This is a genomic window from Streptomyces sp. NPDC048484, from assembly GCF_040651415.1.
Lineage (GTDB): Bacteria > Actinomycetota > Actinomycetes > Streptomycetales > Streptomycetaceae > Streptomyces.
Genome location: NZ_JBEZJY010000037.1, coordinates 80,663 through 98,241, shown reverse-complemented (window position 1 = coordinate 98,241; position 17,579 = coordinate 80,663). Strand labels below are relative to the sequence as shown.

Here is a 17,579-nt window from a genome sequence, read left to right as displayed (position 1 = left end):
ACGGTCCGAACGATGCGGAAGGCACTTGCTGCCAGGTACAACCCGACGTGGCCACGAACACAATCGCGGCCAGCACCTCCCGATCACCGTGCCGACGCCGCCCACCACCCTGAGGGCGCGACGGCGCCTCCGGTACCACTCGCTGGAACAACTCCCACAACTCGTCCGGCACCAACCGCTCAACAATCCCCACCATGACGGAGATTCTACCGAGTCATCCAAATGAGATGACTTATTAGTCCCGCCTGCCCTCTCTATCGGCCTGGAACCGCTGCGCCAAGGCATCCTTCAGCGCGCTGTAGCGCCGGACTTCATCGGGCCACTTACGCAGGTGGTCACGGAGCGAGATGTGGTCAAGGTGGGGCTTGGAACCCGCGGCCACGCCGTAGAGATGGGATCGCCAGGGCCCGTCGAATCACTCCGAGGGCCCCGACTGTCGCGTACCGAGTCGTAAACGTCTGACCACGAGTCTCGATTATCGCAGCGCTGTTATATTAGCGCTGTGACATCTTCAGATCCCACAGCGCTACCCGATCCCTGGAACTCCCTGCACGCGCTTCTGGCTGCCATGGACGCCGAGATCGAGCAGGTCTACGTCGAGCGTGGCATCGAGGGGGTGCGGCCTCGGTTCGCCTATCCGCTGATCCGACTCGCCCACACCGGACCACTGACCATCCGCGAGCTTGCGAAGTCCCTGGACCGCTCGCACTCCGCGATCAGCCAGACCATCGCCGCCATGCGCAAGGAGGAGCTCGTCACCTCCGAGCCGGGGCCTGACGCCCGCACCCGGCGAATCGACCTGACCGAGCGCGGCCGGTCGCTGGTGCCGTTCCTGGAGGCGGAGTGGCGCGCCACCCACGAGGCGGTCGCCGAGCTGGACAGCGAGGTCCCGTACGCGATGACCACCGTTGTCGGGGAGGTGCGGCGGGCACTGGAACGCCGGTCGATGCGGCAGCGGATCCTCCACCACCTTGTCGAGCCACCGCCATGAGGCGGCGTGTCCATGTCCGGTTCCTCGACACCCGCCCGCTGCGTGGCAGTCAGTCGTTTCGCGACCTGTGGATCGGTACCTCCGCCTCTCAACTCGGCGGACAGATAGCCAACGTGGCGGTGCTGGCCCAGGTCTGGGACCTGACCGGCAGCCCCGTGGGCACCGGCGCCATCGGGCTCGCCATCGGCCTGCCGATGGTGCTGTTCGGGCTGCTCGGCGGCACGTTGGCCGACACCTTTGACCGCCGTGCGGTGGTGCGGGCCACCACCGCGGGCCAACTGCTGGCCGCCGCAGGGCTGTGCGCCCAGGCGCTGGCAGACAACGGCAACGTGCTGCTGCTGCTCGCCCTGGTAGCCATGGGGACGAGCTGCAGCGCTCTCGGAGCTCCTGCCCGGCGCACCTTCCCGGTCCGGCTGTTGCCCGGCGACCAGGTCGCGGCCGGTCTTGCACTGACCAACTTCTCCTTCCAGGCAGCGATGCTGACCGGTCCCGCGGTGGCCGGGCTGATCATCGCTCACTGGGATTTCCCTGCCGCATACGCAACCCAGGCCCTGGCCATGGCGGTCTCGATGCTCGCGGTGATCCGCCTGCCTGCCATGCGGCCCGAAGGCGCTGACGCGGCAGGCGGCAGGCGCCGGCCAGAGCGCGGCGGTTGGCGGATCGTCCTGCGCCGCCCGACGCTGTGGGGCTCGATGGCCACCGACCTGTCCGCAACACTGCTCGCCATGCCCATCGCGCTCTTCCCGCTGGTCAACGAGATCCGCTTCGAGGGCAACCCGCAGACCCTGGGCCTGTTCCTCTCGGCCGTCGCGGTCGGGGGGATCACGGCCGGTCTGCTCTCCGGCACGGTGACGCGCTGGCGCCGCGGCGGCCTGGTGCAGCTGTCCGCGGCCGGTGTCTGGGGCCTGGCGCTGGCCTGTTTCGGTCTGGCGGGGCCGTTGTGGCTGGCGCTCGGCTGCCTGGCCGTGGCGGGCGCGGCCGACACCGTGTCTGTCGTCACCCGCAGTGCCCTGGTCCAATTGGAGACCCCGGACGCGTACCGGGGGCGGGTCTCCTCGGTAGAACACGTCATCGGTGTCGCGGGCCCCGAACTCGGCAACTTCCGTGGTGGCCTGTTGGCGTCGGCCACCTCCGCCTCCTTCTCGCTGGTCTTCGGCGGACTGTCCGCCATCCTGGCGATCGCCGTCGTGTCCGCGACCAACGCGCCCCTTCGCGCCTACCGCACGCCGCCTGCTGCCGCGAAGCTGACTGCCCCTGGAGTCGCCGACGCGGCGGCCGCTGGTCAGGTTCGCTGATTCGCCTCCCGCCTTGGCGCCGGGCGAGGCGAGGGGCGGCGGCCCGGCGGGTGCCGCCCCTCACACGTGGTCAGGGGGCCCAGGGTGCTTCGACGGCCCAGGTGGTGTCCTCGGTGAAGGAGGCGGGGTTGTCCCACGTGTGGGCACCGCCGGGAGTCGCCAGCCGCAATTCGGCGTTGTAGTGCCGCAGATACTGCTCGGGGAAGTTCGATGCGGAAAGCCGGACGCCGCCGCCCGCGCCGCGCACGGCACAGAAGGTCGCGTCGGCGTTGAACAGGTTCCCGCTGCCCGACTCCTTGTAGACACGGAAGTCGCGGTGACGCAGGTACTGGTCGGGGTAGTTGCGCGACTGGAACGAGTAGCAGGCGCTGTTGGCGAGGCCCGGTACGACCTTCCAGGTGGCGTCGTTCTTGAGCAGACTGCTGCTGTTCGCGTCGACCACGTCGGTGTAGGCGGCCCCGTCCCGATGGCGCAGATAGCGGTCGGTGAAGCCGGAGGTCGTCACCCGCAGGGACCTGTACTGGTTCGAGGGCAGGACGACGGGGGTGGTCGGAGCCCGGGAGGTGTCGATGAGAGTGCGGTTGGCGGCCCGGACGCGGGCCGCGTCCACCTTGACGACCTGCCGGTCATAGGTGAGGAGGCCGTTTGCCTCGTTCTCCACGTCGGTGATCTCCGTGTAGACGGAGGCGGAGAGGCCGGCGGGCATCCGTAGCTCGCGCAGGGCGTCCAGGAGTCCGACCAGACGGTTGTCGAGATGGGCCTGGTCCGGCTGGTCCTCGTAGCTGAAGCCGCCGCCCGGATACCACTCGTGACCGGCGACCTTGAAGCCCAGGCCGCCGTACTCGCCGAGGACGGCGGCGCGGGTGGCGCTGGGCACGGTGGTGCCGGGGCCGACGTAGACATGATGGTCGAGGACGTCGCCGTTACCACCGTCGACCGCGCCGCAGCAGTTGATGCCGCTCATGTTGTCGACCAGCCGTGCGGGGTCGTACGCCTTGACGTGGTCGGCGATGCGGGCCTGGTCGTACTGCCCCCATCCCTCGTTCTGGTTGACCCACATCACCACGGACGGTGAGCTGCGGTGCTGGTCGATGATGCGGTCGTACTCGGCCTCCCACTGTGTCCGGGCGGCGCTGTCCGGGGCGCGCGTGTCCATCGCGGGCATGTCCTGCCAGACGAGCAGCCCCAGCTTGTCCGCCCAGTAGAACCATCGCTGCGGCTCGACCTTGATGTGCTTGCGCACCATGTTGAAGCCGAGATCCTTGTGCTTCTGCAGGTCGTACTTGAGGGCGTCGTCGGTCGGCGCGGTGTAGATGCCGTCCGGCCAGTAGCCCTGGTCGAGGGTGCCGGTCTGGAAGACGAACTTGCCGTTGAGGACGGGACGCAGGACGCCGTCGACCCGGGCGGTCCCCACGGAGCGCATTCCGGTGTAGCTGCCCACGGAGTCGACGGTGACCGAACCGGAGATCAGCTCCGCCTTCACGTCGTACAGGAACGGGTCTTCGGGCGTCCACAGGTGCGGGCCCGGTATCGGCACCGTGAACGTGGCTCCGACCGCGCCGGTCGCGCTGCCCACCGTGGTCGAGCCGGAGGACACGGTCACCCGGGCACTGTGCCCCGCGACGCCGTCGCCCCTGACGGTGACCTTCAGGGTGTTGTTCGTGAGGTCGGGCACCATGTCCAGCCGGGTGATGTGCGCCGCGGCCGTCGGCTCCAGCCACACCGTCTGCCAGATGCCGGAGGCCGCGGTGTAGAAGATGCCGCCCCCGGGGTGGGGCGCCACGTCGTTGATGCGCTGTTTCCCGACCGCCTGGCCGCCCGTCTGCGTGGGGTCCCAGACGGATACGACGACGGTGTTGGTGCCGCCGCCCAGCAGGTCGGTGATGTCGTACGAGAAGGAGTCGTAACCCCCGCTGTGCGTGCTGCCGGCCTGCGTGCCGTTGACCCAGACCGTCGTACGCCAGTCGCTGGCACCGAAGTTGAGCTGGACGCGACGGCCGGTCCAGGCCGTGGGGACGGTGAAGGTGCGCTTGTACCAGAGCTTGTCGTTCTGGGTGATCTTGCGCTGGATCCCGGAGAGCGCGGACTCGGCGACGAAGGGCACCCGGATCTGATCGGTGAACGACGAGGGTTGGCCCGCGCCCGCCGTGGTGACCGCGAAGTCCCAGATGCCGTTGAGGTTGGCCCAGTCGGTACGGGTGAGCTGGGGGCGTGGATACTCCGGCAGCGGATTGTCGACCGGGACCTGGTTCGTCCATGGGGTGGTCATGGGGGAGGGCTTGGGTGTCCACGCGGCCGCTGCGGCCGGTACGGCCTGAGCGGCCTGAGAAGTGCCCGTGGCGGTGAGGGCGGCCGTGCACACCAGCGCGAGGGCGGCGAGCGCGGTGGTGATCCGCCTCGCCCGGCGTCTCAGCCATGCTGCCCGGAGACGTGGGACCGGGGTGCTGCGCATCGTGACTCCTTGGGGTCGGAGGTGAGAGCAAGGACGCACACGTACGAAGAGGGGCCGGGTGGCCCGGGCGACACACTCCGACCGCGACACCGCGACACCGCGACACCGCGACACCGCGACACCGCGACACCGCGACACCGGGCCGATGTGGTCCGGTGCGGCGGCCGGTACCGCGAGTCCGACGGCCGGAACGGCCGAGAAGGCTGGCGGCTCGACGTATCTGCCTGTACAACGTTGGAAACAGCGCTAGTCGGCATGACAGCATGCCGCGGAACATCTGTACAGGTGCATGACAAAACGAAGGGAGGGCTCGGTGTCCGGCTCGCCCGGTCCGACCGCCTGCGCCGAACCGTAATTGCCTTTCACGTCGAGCCGCCGAGCACTAGTGTCCCGGGTGAAGCGAGTTGACCCCCGAGGAGTTGCGGACATGCCCGGTCGCCCGAGCGCGCGTTGACGTTGTAGGCCGATCGGCCTGTCATCGCGTGCTGCCCTTGATGCTGCGGCACAGCGAGCCTTCTCCTGCCTGAACCGTCGGCGCACCTGTCGTGTGCCCGGTAGCGGGCCTCGTTGTCGGCAACCCGAGGGACCTCTGTGCCGTCCGCTTCCTCCGCTGTATCCGATTCCGGTCGACCCGATCCGTCGAGCCTGTGGCGGGACAGCGACTTCCGCAGACTCTGGGTGGGGCAGACCGCCTCCCAACTCGGGGAACACACAGGTCTGGTTGTCCTTCCGCTCTTCGCCGTCCTGACGCTCGATGCCAGTGCCACCCAGCTGGGCGTCCTGCGCGCCGTGGGCCAGGCGCCGATCCTGTTGTTCTCGCTCCTCGTCGGCGCTTGGGTGGACAGGTGGCGCACCCGCACGGTGATGGTGCTGACTGACGTCGGGCGGACCCTTGCCCTGGGTGCCGCCGCCGTGGCCGGCCTCTTCGGCTGGCTCGGTCTGCCCGCGCTGTTCATGGTCGCCTTCGCCGTCGGAGCGCTCTCCGTGTTCTTCGACCTGGCATACCAGACGTCTCTTGTACGGCTGGTGCGACGCGACCAACTGGTGCGTGGCAACAGCGCACTTGAGGGCAGCCGGTCTGCCGCTCAGATCGGCGGCCCCGCCCTCGGCGGTGCGTTGGTGTCCCTGTTGTCGGCGCCGATCGCTGCTGCCTCCAGCGCGCTGTTCTTCGGGCTGTCGTTCCTGTCGATCCGACGGATCCGTCGAGTCGAATCGGTCCCGGAGCGCCTGGAACGTCCCCCTCGGGTCTGGCGGCAGATCCACGAGGGGCTCCGTTTTGTCGTCAGCGATGCCGTGCTGCGGACCGCGTGCCTGGCCTCGGCCGCCTTCCAGTTCTCCTTCGCGGCCGTGATGACCGTCTATCTGCTCTTCCTGCCGCGGGAACTGCACCTGTCCGGCACCGCCGTCGGGCTGGCACTCGCGGCGACAGGGCCGGGCGCGCTCCTGGGTTCCATGCTGGCCGCACGCCTGCCGAACCGGTTCGGGTACGGCCCGGTACTCGTGGCCGCGGCGGCACTCGGCGACGGCGTGTTCTTGTGTGTGCCCGCCCTGCACGGCTCCCCTGTGGTGACCGTTGCCGCGCTCCTCGCGGTCAACTTCGTGTTCGGGGTCGGCGGCCAGTTGGTGAATGTGGCGGTCATGGCCGTCCGGCAGACGGTCACTCCGGACGGGATGCAGGGCCGTGCCGCCGCGACGATCACGTTTGTCGGTATGGGGTTGTCCCCGCTCGGCTCCCTGCTCGGCGGATTCCTCGCTGAGGAGTGGGGGTTGCGCACCAGTCTCCTGGCGGCGGCCGCAGGCATGATGCTGTCCCCGGTGGTGATGGCTCTGTCCCCGCTCGCACGCCTTGGACGGACGCTTCCGGCCGCGCAGAACGCGCCGCTGACGGCCGGTCGCTCCGAGGTCCACGAGTCCAGCAGTCGCCCTTCGGATGACGTCGAGTGACAGGGAGGCGATGGTGCTGTCAGGCAGCCCGGCGCGTTGCGGTCCGATGCAGCGAAGGTGCTGCGGTCCGAGACCGTCGATGTGACGCCTACTACTCTTTGGGCGTCCGGTGTTGGGCATGCGCGAGCATGACCGGAATGGACGCTCGTTTTGTTGGTATCGCTGATCTGGTCGAAGCCCCGTCCGTGGCGGTCGTGGTCGACGTCATGCGTGCTTTCACCGTTGCTGCCTGGGCCTTCGCCCAGGGGGCGGAAAAGATCGTTCTCGCTGAGTCACTGGACGAGGCACTGGTGCTCAAGGCTCGCCACCCGGAGTGGGTGGCGCTCAAAGACGGTCCGCCCGCGCCCGGGTTCGACGCCGTCAACTCGCCGGGCCTGCTGCGGTCCATCGACCTTGGCGGACGGACCGTTGTGCAGAAGACCACGGCAGGGACGGTCGGCGCCCTCGCGGTCAAGGAGGCGCCGCTGGTGCTGTGCGCCGGCTTCGTGGTGGCGGAGGCAACGGCTCGGCTCTTGCGGACGCGCGAGAGTGACAGTGTCACGTTCGTGGTCACCGGGGACGATGGGCAGGCCGACGAAGATCTGGCGTGTGCGCAATACATCGCTCGGAGAGCCACCGGGGCGCAGACGGATGCTGCTGAGTTCCTCCGCCGCGCTGCCGAGTCGCGAGCCGCCGCCGAACTGGCGGAGGGGGTGCGTCAAGGAGTCCATCCCGATGACGTTGCGCTCTGTCTTGAGGTCGACCGGTTCCCCTTTGCCATGGTGGCGACCTTGGAAGGCTCGCTCATGGTGCTGCGTCCACGCACTGACTGACGATCAACTACCGGCACAGGCATCAGGACCTGTCCGGCCGGTCAGGGCCGGGGCCGCGTGGCGGTGTCGAGGTAGAAGGCGTCGATGCTCCGGACGGCCTGCTCGAACTCCTCCAGATTGACGGGCTTGGTCACGTAGGCGTTGGCATGACTGCTGTATGCGCCCGTGACGTCGTCCGGAGCGGTGGACGTGGTGAGGACGACCACGGGGATCGTCTGCAGGTCGTCATCGGACTTCAGGACCTTGAGCAGGTCGCGGCCGTTCATCCGGGGCATGTTCAGGTCGAGGACGATGAGGTCGGGCCGTGGGGTGCCCGGGGTCCGCAGGTGTTCCAGTGCCGCGACCCCGTCGGTGACCTGGACCAGGTTGCGGGCCCCGCGCTCGGACAGGGCCTCTTCGATGAGCATGGCGTCGGCAAGGTCGTCTTCGACGAGCAGGACGTCGAAGGGGCGGATGGGGGTCGTCATTGTCGGATGCTCCGTGGGTTTCTCGTTGGAGTGGTGGAAGAGCCCCGGCCAGCGGCGCCGGGCACCCTGCCGGGTCATGCCGCAGGCGGCACCGATCTGCGGGTAGCCGGCACCCGTGTGGGCGGCAGTCGCGGCCGCTTCCTGCTGAAGTCGTTCAGTGGCCTGCTTGAGATGATCCAGCACGTGGAGCAGAGTCAAGGCGTGTGCCGGGTCGTCCGATGCCGGGGGCGACGGGGCTTCCAACAGCCGACGGGCGAGGCGCTGCGCGAGATGGCCGACCGCCGCGTCCGCGATGGTGGCTGTCTCCTGCGGAGTGATCCGCGACGCGAAGTCCTTGCCAGGCATACCCGGCACTTTAGGTCCAGGGGCACCCCCGCGACAACAAGGGTTGTCGCCCTCTAAAGTGTGCTGCCCCAACTTTCAAGGCCGTTGGCACAGCGAGGAGTCCACAGGATGACCGGCGATGAGAGGCAATCGCGTGCGCGAGGGCTTTCAGCGTGGACGACCAGGAGGTGGCTTCGCGTGGGGGTGGCCGCCTCCTTGGTGATTCTGGCCCTGCTCGGGGCGGCGGGAGCCTGGGTCCTGGGGCGGACCGAGTCGATCAGTGAGGACATCGTGGACGTGCGGTCTCCCGCGTTGACCATCGCGATCCGTCTGGAAGCGGCCGTGCTCAACCAGGAGACCGGTATCCGCGGCTACGGGCTCACCGGTACTCCGGAGTTCATCACTCCCTACCGGGAGGGGATCACCGAGCAGGAAGCCAACCTCGCGCAACTCACCAAGCTGCTCAAGGACGACCCCGTGGGCCTGGAGGACCTGAAAGCAGTGCAGGATGCCGTCACGAAGTGGCAGGAGAGGGTGGCCCGGCCCATCGCCGCCGCGCCGCCCGGCTTGCCCTCACCGCTGGCCGGTGAACGGGCAGCGGAGGGCAAGGCGGCCTTCGACGACGTACGGGGCGCTCTGAGCGGCCAGCAGGAACGGCTGCGCGCGGAACGCGTACAGGCGAGGGATGACCTGACGGCCACGATGACCTTGCGGAACTGGGTGTTCAGCGCCATCGCGGTACTCATCGTCGTCCTCACGGCTCTGATCTTCGAGGGACTGCGCCGTGGCATCAACAGGCCGCTGGAACGGCTCGGCGTGGACGCCCGAGCCATCTCCGGCGGCGACTTCGGCCATCCCATCACCCTGACGGGCCCGGCGGACCTGCGGCGCCTCAGCGGCGAGATCGACTTCATGCGCCGGCGTCTCGTGCGGGAACTGGCCTTCAGTGAGGAGACCCGGCTGCGCCTGGACGCGCAGGCCGCGGACCTTCAGCGCTCCAACGCCGAGCTGGAGCAGTTCGCGTATGTGGCTTCCCACGACCTGCAGGAGCCGCTGCGCAAGGTCTCCAGCTTCACCCAGCTCCTCCAGCGGCGCTACGGAGGGCAGCTCGACAGCCGGGCCGATCAGTACATCGACTTCGCGGTCGACGGGGCGAACCGCATGCAGATCCTCATCAACGACCTGCTCGACTTCTCCCGGGTCGGGCGGCTGCACAACGCCCACCAGAGCATCGACCTGGACAAGGTGCTGGAAGGGACCCTGTCCGCGCTGAGCGTCGGTATCGAAGAGGCCGGAGCGACGATCACCCACGACCCGTTGCCGACCCTGGTCGCGGACCCCACCCAGCTGGGCATGCTCTGGCAGAACCTCCTCGGCAACGCGGTCAAGTTCCGCCGGCCGGGCGAAGCGCCGAAGATCCATGTCACGGCGGCCCGAGAGGGCGAACTGTGGCGGTTCACCGTCACCGACAACGGCATCGGCATCGCACCGGAGTACGTCGACAAGATCTTCGTGATCTTCCAGCGACTGCACACGAAGGACGCCTACGCGGGCAGCGGAATCGGACTCGCGATGTGCAAGAAGATCGTCGAATTCCACGGCGGTACGATCGCCGTCGACCCGGCGTACCGCGACGGAGCACGCTTCACCTTCACCCTCGCACCCCAACCGCCGGAAAGCTCCGATTCGTCCCCGATGCCGGAGGCCACCAGATCCGACGCGGAGCCGGCAGGATGACCGCAGCGATGACAGCCGCCCCGGAATCGCCCTCCGGCGAGCCGATGTACCGCATCCTCCTGATCGAGGACGACCTGGGCGACGCCCTGCTCGTGGAGGAACTCCTGCACGACACCGGGCTGCGGTTCGCGCTGACCGTTCGGACCAGCCTGGCCGAGGCCCGCACCGAACTGGTCGGCAGCCCGATCGACTGTGTGCTCCTCGACCTCCACCTGCCCGACGTGTCGGGCATAGACGCGGTCACAGCCGTCCGGGCGCTGGCACCGCACACCGCGGTGATCGTCCTGACCGGGCTGTCCGAGGACCGGGCGGGCACCGACGCCATGGCCGCCGGAGCCCAGGACTACCTCGTCAAAGGGAAGGTCGAAGCGGACCTTCTGCAGAGGACGCTGCGCTACGCCGTCTACCGCAACCAGACTGAACGCGCGAGCGCGGAAGCCCAGGCCATCCGGCTGCGGGCGGAAGAGAACGCCCGCCTGGAACGCGGCCTGCTGCCCCAGCCGATCCTCGACACCTCCACAGTGCGGGTGACGTCCCGCTACCTGCCCAGCGCCACGATGGCCCTGCTCGGTGGGGACTTCCTCGACGTGGTGGAAGGAGACGACGGACTGCTGCACGCCGTTGTGGGCGACGTCAGCGGCCACGGTCCCGACGCAGCGGCGCTCGGCGTCTGCCTGCGGATCGCCTGGCGCTCCCTGGTGCTCGGCGGACACCGCGGAGGCGACCTGCTGCACCTCATGGAACGCATCCTGGTCGCCGAGCGGGGCAGCCAGCAACTGTTCGCCACCTGCACCCTCCTCACCCTCGACCAGGACGCCGCCACCGCCACCCTCCATCTCGCCGGGCACCACGAACCGCTCCTCACCACAGCCGAGGGGACCTGGGAGTTGACCGCAGCACACGGCATCGCACTGGGTATCGTCCCCGGGGCCCGCAGCTGGCCCTCCACGGTCGTTCCGCTGCCGCCCACCGGAGCCCTCACCCTCTACACCGATGGCCTCACAGAAGGGCACAACGGGACAAAGGGTGAGCGGCTCGGCGTCGAAGGGCTGCTCGCGCTGATGGGGAACCAGCCGTCGACCGACCCCGCCGTCCACGTCGACCTCCTCATCAAGGAAACCCATGCGCTGAACGCCGGACGGCACTCCGACGACCTGGCAGTGCTCCGCCTCGACTGGGGCAGTGGTCCCACCCGCCTCTGAGAACGGTGTGGAAACAGGCACCGTCGAGCAGACCGTCCCTGACATCGGTTGCACAGCCGCACAGCCGCACAGCCGCACAGCCGCACAGCCGCACAGCCGCACAGCCGCACAGCCGTGCTCGGCGGGGTTCTCGCGAGGCAGCGGGAGTCATGGATGCGCGGGCAGGGGGAAACCGACCGGGCATGGACGCAACGACAACGTCGTGGGCACGGCGCCTGGTTGCCCTGGTCGCGGTCTTCCCTCTCGTCGCGGCGTGCGGCGGCAGCGGAGGAAGTCGCCATGGAAGCGACGGGAACGACGGGAACGACGGCTCATGGGCGGCCGGGGCACAGCCCGCCGTGGCCCGGGGCGCCGACCTGGTGATCAGTACCGACAACGGGGTGCGCCTGCGGCCCGCCGACGGCGACCGGGCCGGCGTCGACCGGCACATCCGGCACCACTGGTCCCACCGGGACGACACCTGGGTGCTCGACCTGTCCTGCCCGACGCGGGGCCCGCACGGCCAGGAGTGTCCCCGTATGCCCGAGGTCGACGTCCCGGCGGGCGCGTCCGTCACCGTCTCCGCCCGCAACGCCGGTATCGATGTGGCCGGTGTCCTCGCGGCACTGGACCTCACGACCGTCAACGGCGATGTGACGGTGACCAGGTCCGGCCGGGGGGACGCCGCCGTCCGGCTGGAGACCCGTAACGGATCCGTGCACGCCGAAACCCTGCGTGCCGGCAAGGTGCACGCCGAAACCGTGAACGGCGACGTGACGCTCGACTGCGCCACGGCTCCGGACCGGGTCGGCGCCGTCTCCACCAACGGCTCGGTGCGGGTCACCGTGCCGCGCGACGCGCCCGCCTACCGGGTCACGGCGACCACCGACAACGGCCGCCCGTCGGTCACCGTCCCCACCGTCGATGTGGACGACGACCGAAGCATGACGCTCACCACCGTCAACGGTGACGTCACGGCCGGCGTCGAGTGAGCCCCGCCAACCCCCTTGTGTCCAACCCCCTCGTGTTTCAAGGATCGACCGTGAGGGGTGTGGCACGAGTCCGGTCGGACGAAGGGCCGGTCTCCAGCAGCAGTTCACCCGCCTCCACGCCCACGCCGAGGTCTCGCGTCACCGAAGCGAGTGTGTCCGCGTCGATGTCGAACACGGCCTCCGCGGTCTCACCCGGCCGGAGCCGGACACGGGCGAATCCGCGCAGTTCCCTCGTCCTGGGCCACGACGAGCCGCCCGACATCCGCCGAACATACAACTGCACGGTCTCGCACACCGGCCGGTGTCCCGTGTTCGTGACAGCGACCGTGCAGGTCAGCGTGGGCGAGTCGAGCGGCACGGAGGTACGGGACAGCTTGGGCGTGCCGTAGGACACCGTCGTGTACGACAGCCCGTGGCCGAACGGGTGACGGGCGGACGCCGGCTGGTCGACGTAACCGCGATAGCCGTGGTCCTTGCCGTTGTAGTGAACGGGCAGTTGTGCCGCCGATCGCGGTACCGACACGGGCAGGCGCCCCTCCGGCTCCGCCCGGCCGAAGAGGATGTCGGCGACCGCCCGGCCACCCCACGGCCCCGGATACCACGCGCTCAGCACGGCGCCCACGGTCCCGGTCCCGGTCCCGGTCTCGGTCCCGGTCTCGGAGAGATCCGGCAGGGCGTGCGGGCGTCCCTGGACCAGGACCACGACGACAGGTGTGCCCGTGGCGGTCACCGACTCGATCAGCCGCAGTTGACCCACGGGCAGGGTCAGTTCCGCCAGATCGACGCCCTCGCCGCAGGTCATGCCGCCCGGCGTGGCCGCACCGACCAGCGCCGCGCCGTTGCGGTCGAACGCCGTGGCGTCGTCGCGGGCACTGGAACCACCCAGCACCAGCACGGCCACATCCGCGGCGGCGGCCAGGGCGACCGCCTCGGGGATCGCGGACAGATCGGCGCCGGTCAGCGCGCACCCCGCGGCATGGGTGATCCCGACCCCCTCGGGGGCGGCCGCGCGGATGCCCCCGAGGACGGTGACGCCCGTTCCGGGCCGCTGAGGCGCGGTGTAGTCGCCGATCTGGTGCGGTACGGAGTCGGCGTTGGGGCCCAGTACGGTGATCCGCCGCGTCGAGGGCCCCAAGGGCAGAGTGTGTCCGTCGTGTTCGAGCAGGACGACGGAGGCTCTGGCGATCCGCTCACTCAACTCCCTTACCGGGAAGGGTGGTTCGTGGACGGGGCGCCCGGACGCGTACGGCTGCTCGAAGAGACCGAGCCGGAACTTGAGGGTGAGGACCCGGGCGACAGCGGTGTCGAGCGTGGCCTCGGGAACGAGGTCACGGGTGACGGCCTCGGCCAGCCGTGGGAAGCCGGCGTCCCACAGACTCAGGTCACAGCCTGCCGCGAGGGCCATGGCACCGGCGGCCACCGGGTCGCCGGTGAGGCGGACCAGACGGTCGATGGCGCCGCCGTCCGCCATGACGATCCCGTCGTAGCCCCACTGGTCGCGCAGGAGCCCGGTCAGCAGGGGCTGACTGGCGACGCAGGGCAGGCCGTCCAGTTCGTTGTACGCCGCCATCACCCCCGCGGCGCCGGCCCGGACGCCCGCGCGCGCCGCCGCGAGGTGGATCTCGTGGAGTTCCCTCGGCCCCAGTTCGGTGGCCGCGCTGTTGCGTCCGCCGACCGTGGCACCCTGCCCGGCGAAATGCTTGAGGACGACCGCGGTGTCCGCCCTGCGCATGCCGCGTACCAGCGCCTGCGTGAACCGGGCCGCCAGATGGGGATCCTCCCCGAAGCATTCCTCGGCGCGCCCCCAGCGCGGGTCGCGCACCAGGTCGAGGGCCGACACGAGCGCGACATGGCCGCCGCGGGCCCGCAGTTCGGCGCCCACGGCCTCGGCGGCCGCCTCGTACAGGTCGGGGTCCCAGGTGGCGCCCACGGCGAGATTGACCGGCAGGACGGTGCCGTCGAGGGCTTGGTGGCCGTGCGGCACCTCTTCGACGAACAGCACCGGCACCCCCAGCCGGGTGTTCTCCACGACGTGGCGCTGCACGTCGTCCGAGACCCGGGCGCCGTCGGCCGCCGTGATGCCGTCGGTGAATCCCACCCCGGACCAGGGGTCGGCGCGCTGCAGCCCGTAGAGGGCGCCCATGCCGTCGTGGGCGGCGACCTCGGTCAGGAAGGCGTCGGTGAGCCGGTGCCCTCCGGACGACGTCCGCTCGTAGGCGTCCCAGCCGTACAGGCGCTGGTTGACCTGGCCGACCTTCTCCTGGAGGGTCATGCGGCCCAGCAGGTCCCGCACCCGGGCCTCGACCGATGTGCCCGCGTCCAGATGGAGCGGGCGGGTCATGTCAGCTCCAGGACGACGACCCCGTACGGCGCGAGCCGTACGTCCGTCGCACGCTCGCCGGAGGTCATGTCGCGCAGGGTGCCGGCCGCCTCCGGGCGCACGGTCAGTTCCTCGGCGGACTGGCTCACCAGCCACACGAAACGCCGCCCGTCCTCGTGCACGAGCAGGTCCGCGCCCACGTACGGGCTGTCGACGGTGACCGGGCGGTCGGCGCCCGCGACGTCGGCGAGCGCCGCATACAGGCGGTGGGTCTGCTCGGGGTTGACGTGGGCGGTGCGGGCGGCCATGTGTTCCAGCGGATAGGTTGCAAGGACGGTGCGGCCCCGTCCGGTCTCGCGTACGAGCAGGGCGGGCCGGCCGTGCGCGTCCACCGCGACCACCCGGGCGTCGCGCGGGACCACCGGCAGATAGGCCCGGCTGTCCTCGTTGCCCGCCACCGGGAAGGTCAGGGTCTCGCCCGCCGCGAGCGGGCCGAAGTCCTCGGTGAAGGTCATCTCCAGTACGTCGTCGGTCACCGGCTCGGCGACCCCGTACGACAGTTGCAGCTCGACCCCGAACAGGCCGTCGAGGTCGTCGAACCACGGCCCGCGCGTGCCGGGGTGCTCGCCGGAGCAGAACGACAGGTAGACCGTCGCCCCCTCCTGTGCCCGGCGTGCCAGTTCACGTCGGGTGCGGGCGGTCAACTGCCGCGTGGCGGGCAGCAGATAGAGCTTGGCGTGGCCGGGAAGGCCGTCGGCCTCGCGTACGAGTCCGGCCGGCAGGTCGGCGGCGCGCGCGGCGACGTACGCCTGGTGCAGCGAGGTGAAGATGAGCGGACGGTCGGCGGGCCTGCTGTAGGGGTATCCGCGTTCCAGGAACGCGGGCACGACCAGCGCGGCGTCGGTGTCGGCCCGTCGGCAGCGGGCGAAGTCGACCGCCTTCAACACGTCGGCGAACGCGGCGAGTTCGAGCAGCGGTGCCTTCGGCGCGCCCTCGCTGTCCGTGATCCCGAAGTGCATCTCGAAGGGGTGGTGGTCGTACGGCGAGCGGTCCCACAGGTCGTCGTAGTCGGTATTGTTCCAGGCGATCCAGCCGGTGGCTCCGCCGAGCAGGGAGTTGTGCAGGGTCTGCCGGTAGTAGACCCCGGCGTTCTCGGCGGAGACGGTGTCGGTGGAGAGGCCGAACTCCTCCAGTACGACGGGCTGTTCCGTCACCGACGCCAGCTCGCACTCGAAGGCCGCCCGGTAGTGCTGGCGGGGCCGGTCCGTGTCCGAGCGGTAGACGTGCGGGCCCACGAAGTCGACGTACTCCGCGGTGTCGCGGAGCGAGAAACCGTTGTCGCGGCCGGTCACCTCGATGCCCCAGGCGCCGTCCCCGAGACTGACGGGCTGGGTCCCGCCGGCGGCGCGTACGGCGTTGCACATGGCCTGCGCCCAGGCCGTGACGACGTCGGAGGAGGGCGGGTTCTCCTGGTAGACGCGGCCGTAGCCGGGCATCTCGTTGGTGATGAGCCAGCCGGTGACCGCGGGGTGGTCCTTGAAGCGGCGGGTCATCTGCGACGCGAACCACGCCTGACGGCCGACCATCCACACGTCCTCGTACAGGTCCCGCCCGCCACGCCAGACGGGATCCCAGTTCTCGCCGGACATGTGGCCGACGATGAAGGTGGGCACGGTGCCCATGCCCGCCTCGGTGTGCGCGTCGAGGAAGTCCGCGAAACGGTCGCACAGGGTGTCGTCGACGCGGTGCGGCTCGGGGTGGAAGTCCGGCCAGTAGAAGAAGGAGCGCGTCATGGTCAGACCGTGCTCGCGCAACACCTCAAGTTCCTCGCGGACCGTCTTCGGGTCGTAGTCGCGCCACATCAGGGGGCCGCCGGTGCGGGACCAGAAGTTGGCGCCGAGCCAGGGCAGTACGGCGGAGTCGTGGGTCAGGTGGGCGCTGTGGCGTCGCATGGTCCTTCTGGTCCTTCTCGGATCGGTCGAGTGGTACGGGTGGTACGGGTGCGTGTGAGGTCTCGTGGCTGGGTCGGGGTCGGGAGCGGCGGGCCGGTCAGCGGGGAGCGGGGCCGGTGGACTCGCGGACGACCAGGCGGGGCCGGTCGTCGAGCTGCTCGGCTTCGACGTCCTCGCCGCAGCGGGCGAGCAGGACACGCGCGGCGGCCGCGCCGACCCGCTGCACCTGCTGGTCGACGGTGGTCAGCCGCGGATGCAGCCAACGGCCGAGGGGCAGGTTGTCGTAGCCGACGACCGAGAGGTCCTCGGGGACGCGCAGGCCCGCACGCTGGGCGGCCCCCATGCCGCACACGGCCATCGAGTCGTTGGCGTACACGATGGCCGTGGGGCGGTCCGCGGTGGCCAGGAGCGCGTCGGTCGCGGCGACCGCCGACACCTCCGAGAAGTCGGTGTGCAGCACGGCGACCGGTCGCACGCCCGCGGAGCGCAGGGCCGCGCCGAAGGCACCGTGGCGCAGCCGGGTGTGCTGCAGCTCCTCGGGACCCGCCACGTAGGCGATGCGCCGGTGGCCGAGTTCCAGGAGGTGGGCGACGACCTCCTCGACGCCGGCCCCCTGCCGGCCGAGGCCGACGCGCGGCACGGCCGCCGCACGGTCGGGGGCGCCGAGAAGCACCGCGGGCAGGCCCAGCCGGGTCAGCAGCGCGGGGCGCGGGTCGTCGGCGCGCGCGTCGGTGAGTACCGCGCCGTCCACCCTGCCCTCGGCGGCGAGCCGCTCGTAGAGGACGTTCTCCTCCTGCGCCCCCGCGACCAGGTGCAGCAGGAGTCCGTAGCCGCGCGGGGCGAGTTCGCCCTCTATACCGGTGATCAGTTCGCTGAAGTGGGGGTCCGCGCCCAGTACGTCGGTGGGGCGCCGGACGACCAGGGCGAGCGTACGGGTGCGGGCGCTGCGCAGTGCGGCGGCGGGCGCGCTCGGCGACCAGCCCAGCTCCAGTGCGGTGTCCAGGATGCGGCGGCGGGTCGGCCCGGACAGTCGCCCCTTGTCGTTGAAGGCCTGGGACACGGCCGCGGTCGACACTCCGGCGGCTGCCGCGACGGCCTTGATGGTGGGGCGC

The 17,579-nt window shown here is 70.2% G+C and carries 13 protein-coding genes and 1 pseudogene; 7 read left to right on the top strand and 7 right to left on the bottom strand.

Annotated features, from left to right (window positions below; genetic code table 11):
- Together AB0D14_RS32000 and AB0D14_RS31995 are read right to left on the bottom strand one after the other, a co-directional pair.
- Positions 1-196: transposase (locus AB0D14_RS32000; protein ID WP_362786109.1), on the bottom strand; the 196-nt coding region annotated here is incomplete at its 3' end.
- Between the two features lie 39 nt (positions 197-235).
- Positions 236-385 (bottom strand): annotated as a pseudogene (locus AB0D14_RS31995) (GrpB family protein); the annotation flags it as partial.
- A gap of 117 nt (positions 386-502) precedes the next feature.
- Here AB0D14_RS31995 and AB0D14_RS31990 point away from each other — a divergent pair.
- Together AB0D14_RS31990 and AB0D14_RS31985 are read left to right on the top strand one after the other, a co-directional pair.
- Entirely contained in the window at positions 503-991 is a 489-nt protein-coding gene (locus tag AB0D14_RS31990; protein ID WP_362786107.1) for a MarR family transcriptional regulator, read from the top strand.
- Positions 988-2,286, top strand: coding sequence for an MFS transporter (locus AB0D14_RS31985; protein WP_362786106.1), 1,299 nt, complete (start codon positions 988-990; stop codon positions 2,284-2,286). The genes AB0D14_RS31990 and AB0D14_RS31985 overlap by 4 nt, the downstream gene beginning before the upstream one ends.
- A gap of 70 nt (positions 2,287-2,356) precedes the next feature.
- Here the strand turns inward: AB0D14_RS31985 and AB0D14_RS31980 are convergent, their stop codons facing one another.
- A complete protein-coding gene (locus AB0D14_RS31980; protein ID WP_362786104.1) occupies positions 2,357-4,738 on the bottom strand; it encodes an AbfB domain-containing protein in 2,382 nt (793 codons plus the stop codon).
- A gap of 591 nt (positions 4,739-5,329) precedes the next feature.
- Here AB0D14_RS31980 and AB0D14_RS31975 point away from each other — a divergent pair.
- Entirely contained in the window at positions 5,330-6,682 is a 1,353-nt protein-coding gene (locus AB0D14_RS31975) for an MFS transporter (protein WP_362786102.1), read from the top strand.
- Between the two features lie 137 nt (positions 6,683-6,819).
- Complete coding sequence (locus AB0D14_RS31970) at positions 6,820-7,494, top strand: 2-phosphosulfolactate phosphatase (RefSeq protein ID WP_362786117.1); 675 nt, start codon at positions 6,820-6,822, stop codon at positions 7,492-7,494.
- A 41-nt stretch (positions 7,495-7,535) separates the two neighbouring features.
- Here AB0D14_RS31970 and AB0D14_RS31965 read toward each other — a convergent pair whose 3' ends face one another.
- Positions 7,536-8,306 (bottom strand): response regulator, encoded by a 771-nt coding sequence (locus tag AB0D14_RS31965; RefSeq protein WP_362786098.1) that lies wholly within the window; start codon positions 8,304-8,306, stop codon positions 7,536-7,538.
- A 108-nt stretch (positions 8,307-8,414) separates the two neighbouring features.
- Between AB0D14_RS31965 and AB0D14_RS31960 the strand changes: the two genes are divergently transcribed.
- From AB0D14_RS31960 to AB0D14_RS31950, 3 genes are all read left to right on the top strand, one after another.
- Entirely contained in the window at positions 8,415-10,022 is a 1,608-nt protein-coding gene (locus tag AB0D14_RS31960; RefSeq protein ID WP_362786096.1) for a CHASE3 domain-containing protein, read from the top strand.
- Positions 10,019-11,224 carry a fused response regulator/phosphatase gene (locus tag AB0D14_RS31955; RefSeq protein ID WP_362786094.1) on the top strand — a complete coding sequence of 402 codons (1,206 nt, stop codon included), beginning with the start codon at positions 10,019-10,021 and terminating at the stop codon, positions 11,222-11,224. Before AB0D14_RS31960 ends, AB0D14_RS31955 begins: the two co-directional genes overlap by 4 nt.
- A gap of 182 nt (positions 11,225-11,406) precedes the next feature.
- The gene (locus AB0D14_RS31950; RefSeq protein ID WP_362786092.1) at positions 11,407-12,195 is read left to right on the top strand and encodes a DUF4097 family beta strand repeat-containing protein; all 789 of its coding nucleotides are present in this window, start codon (positions 11,407-11,409) and stop codon (positions 12,193-12,195) included.
- A 37-nt stretch (positions 12,196-12,232) separates the two neighbouring features.
- On the opposite strand, the gene AB0D14_RS31945 is transcribed toward AB0D14_RS31950, so the two are convergent.
- From AB0D14_RS31945 to AB0D14_RS31935, 3 genes are all read right to left on the bottom strand, one after another.
- Positions 12,233-14,536 (bottom strand): glycoside hydrolase family 3 N-terminal domain-containing protein, encoded by a 2,304-nt coding sequence (locus tag AB0D14_RS31945; RefSeq protein ID WP_362786090.1) that lies wholly within the window; start codon positions 14,534-14,536, stop codon positions 12,233-12,235.
- Positions 14,533-16,467, bottom strand: a complete 1,935-nt coding sequence (locus AB0D14_RS31940; protein ID WP_362786089.1) for a cellulase family glycosylhydrolase — start codon at positions 16,465-16,467, stop codon at positions 14,533-14,535. Before AB0D14_RS31940 ends, AB0D14_RS31945 begins: the two co-directional genes overlap by 4 nt.
- A 97-nt stretch (positions 16,468-16,564) precedes the next feature.
- Positions 16,565-17,569, bottom strand: a complete 1,005-nt coding sequence (locus AB0D14_RS31935; protein WP_362786115.1) for a LacI family DNA-binding transcriptional regulator — start codon at positions 17,567-17,569, stop codon at positions 16,565-16,567.
- Positions 17,570-17,579 lie beyond the last annotated feature (10 nt).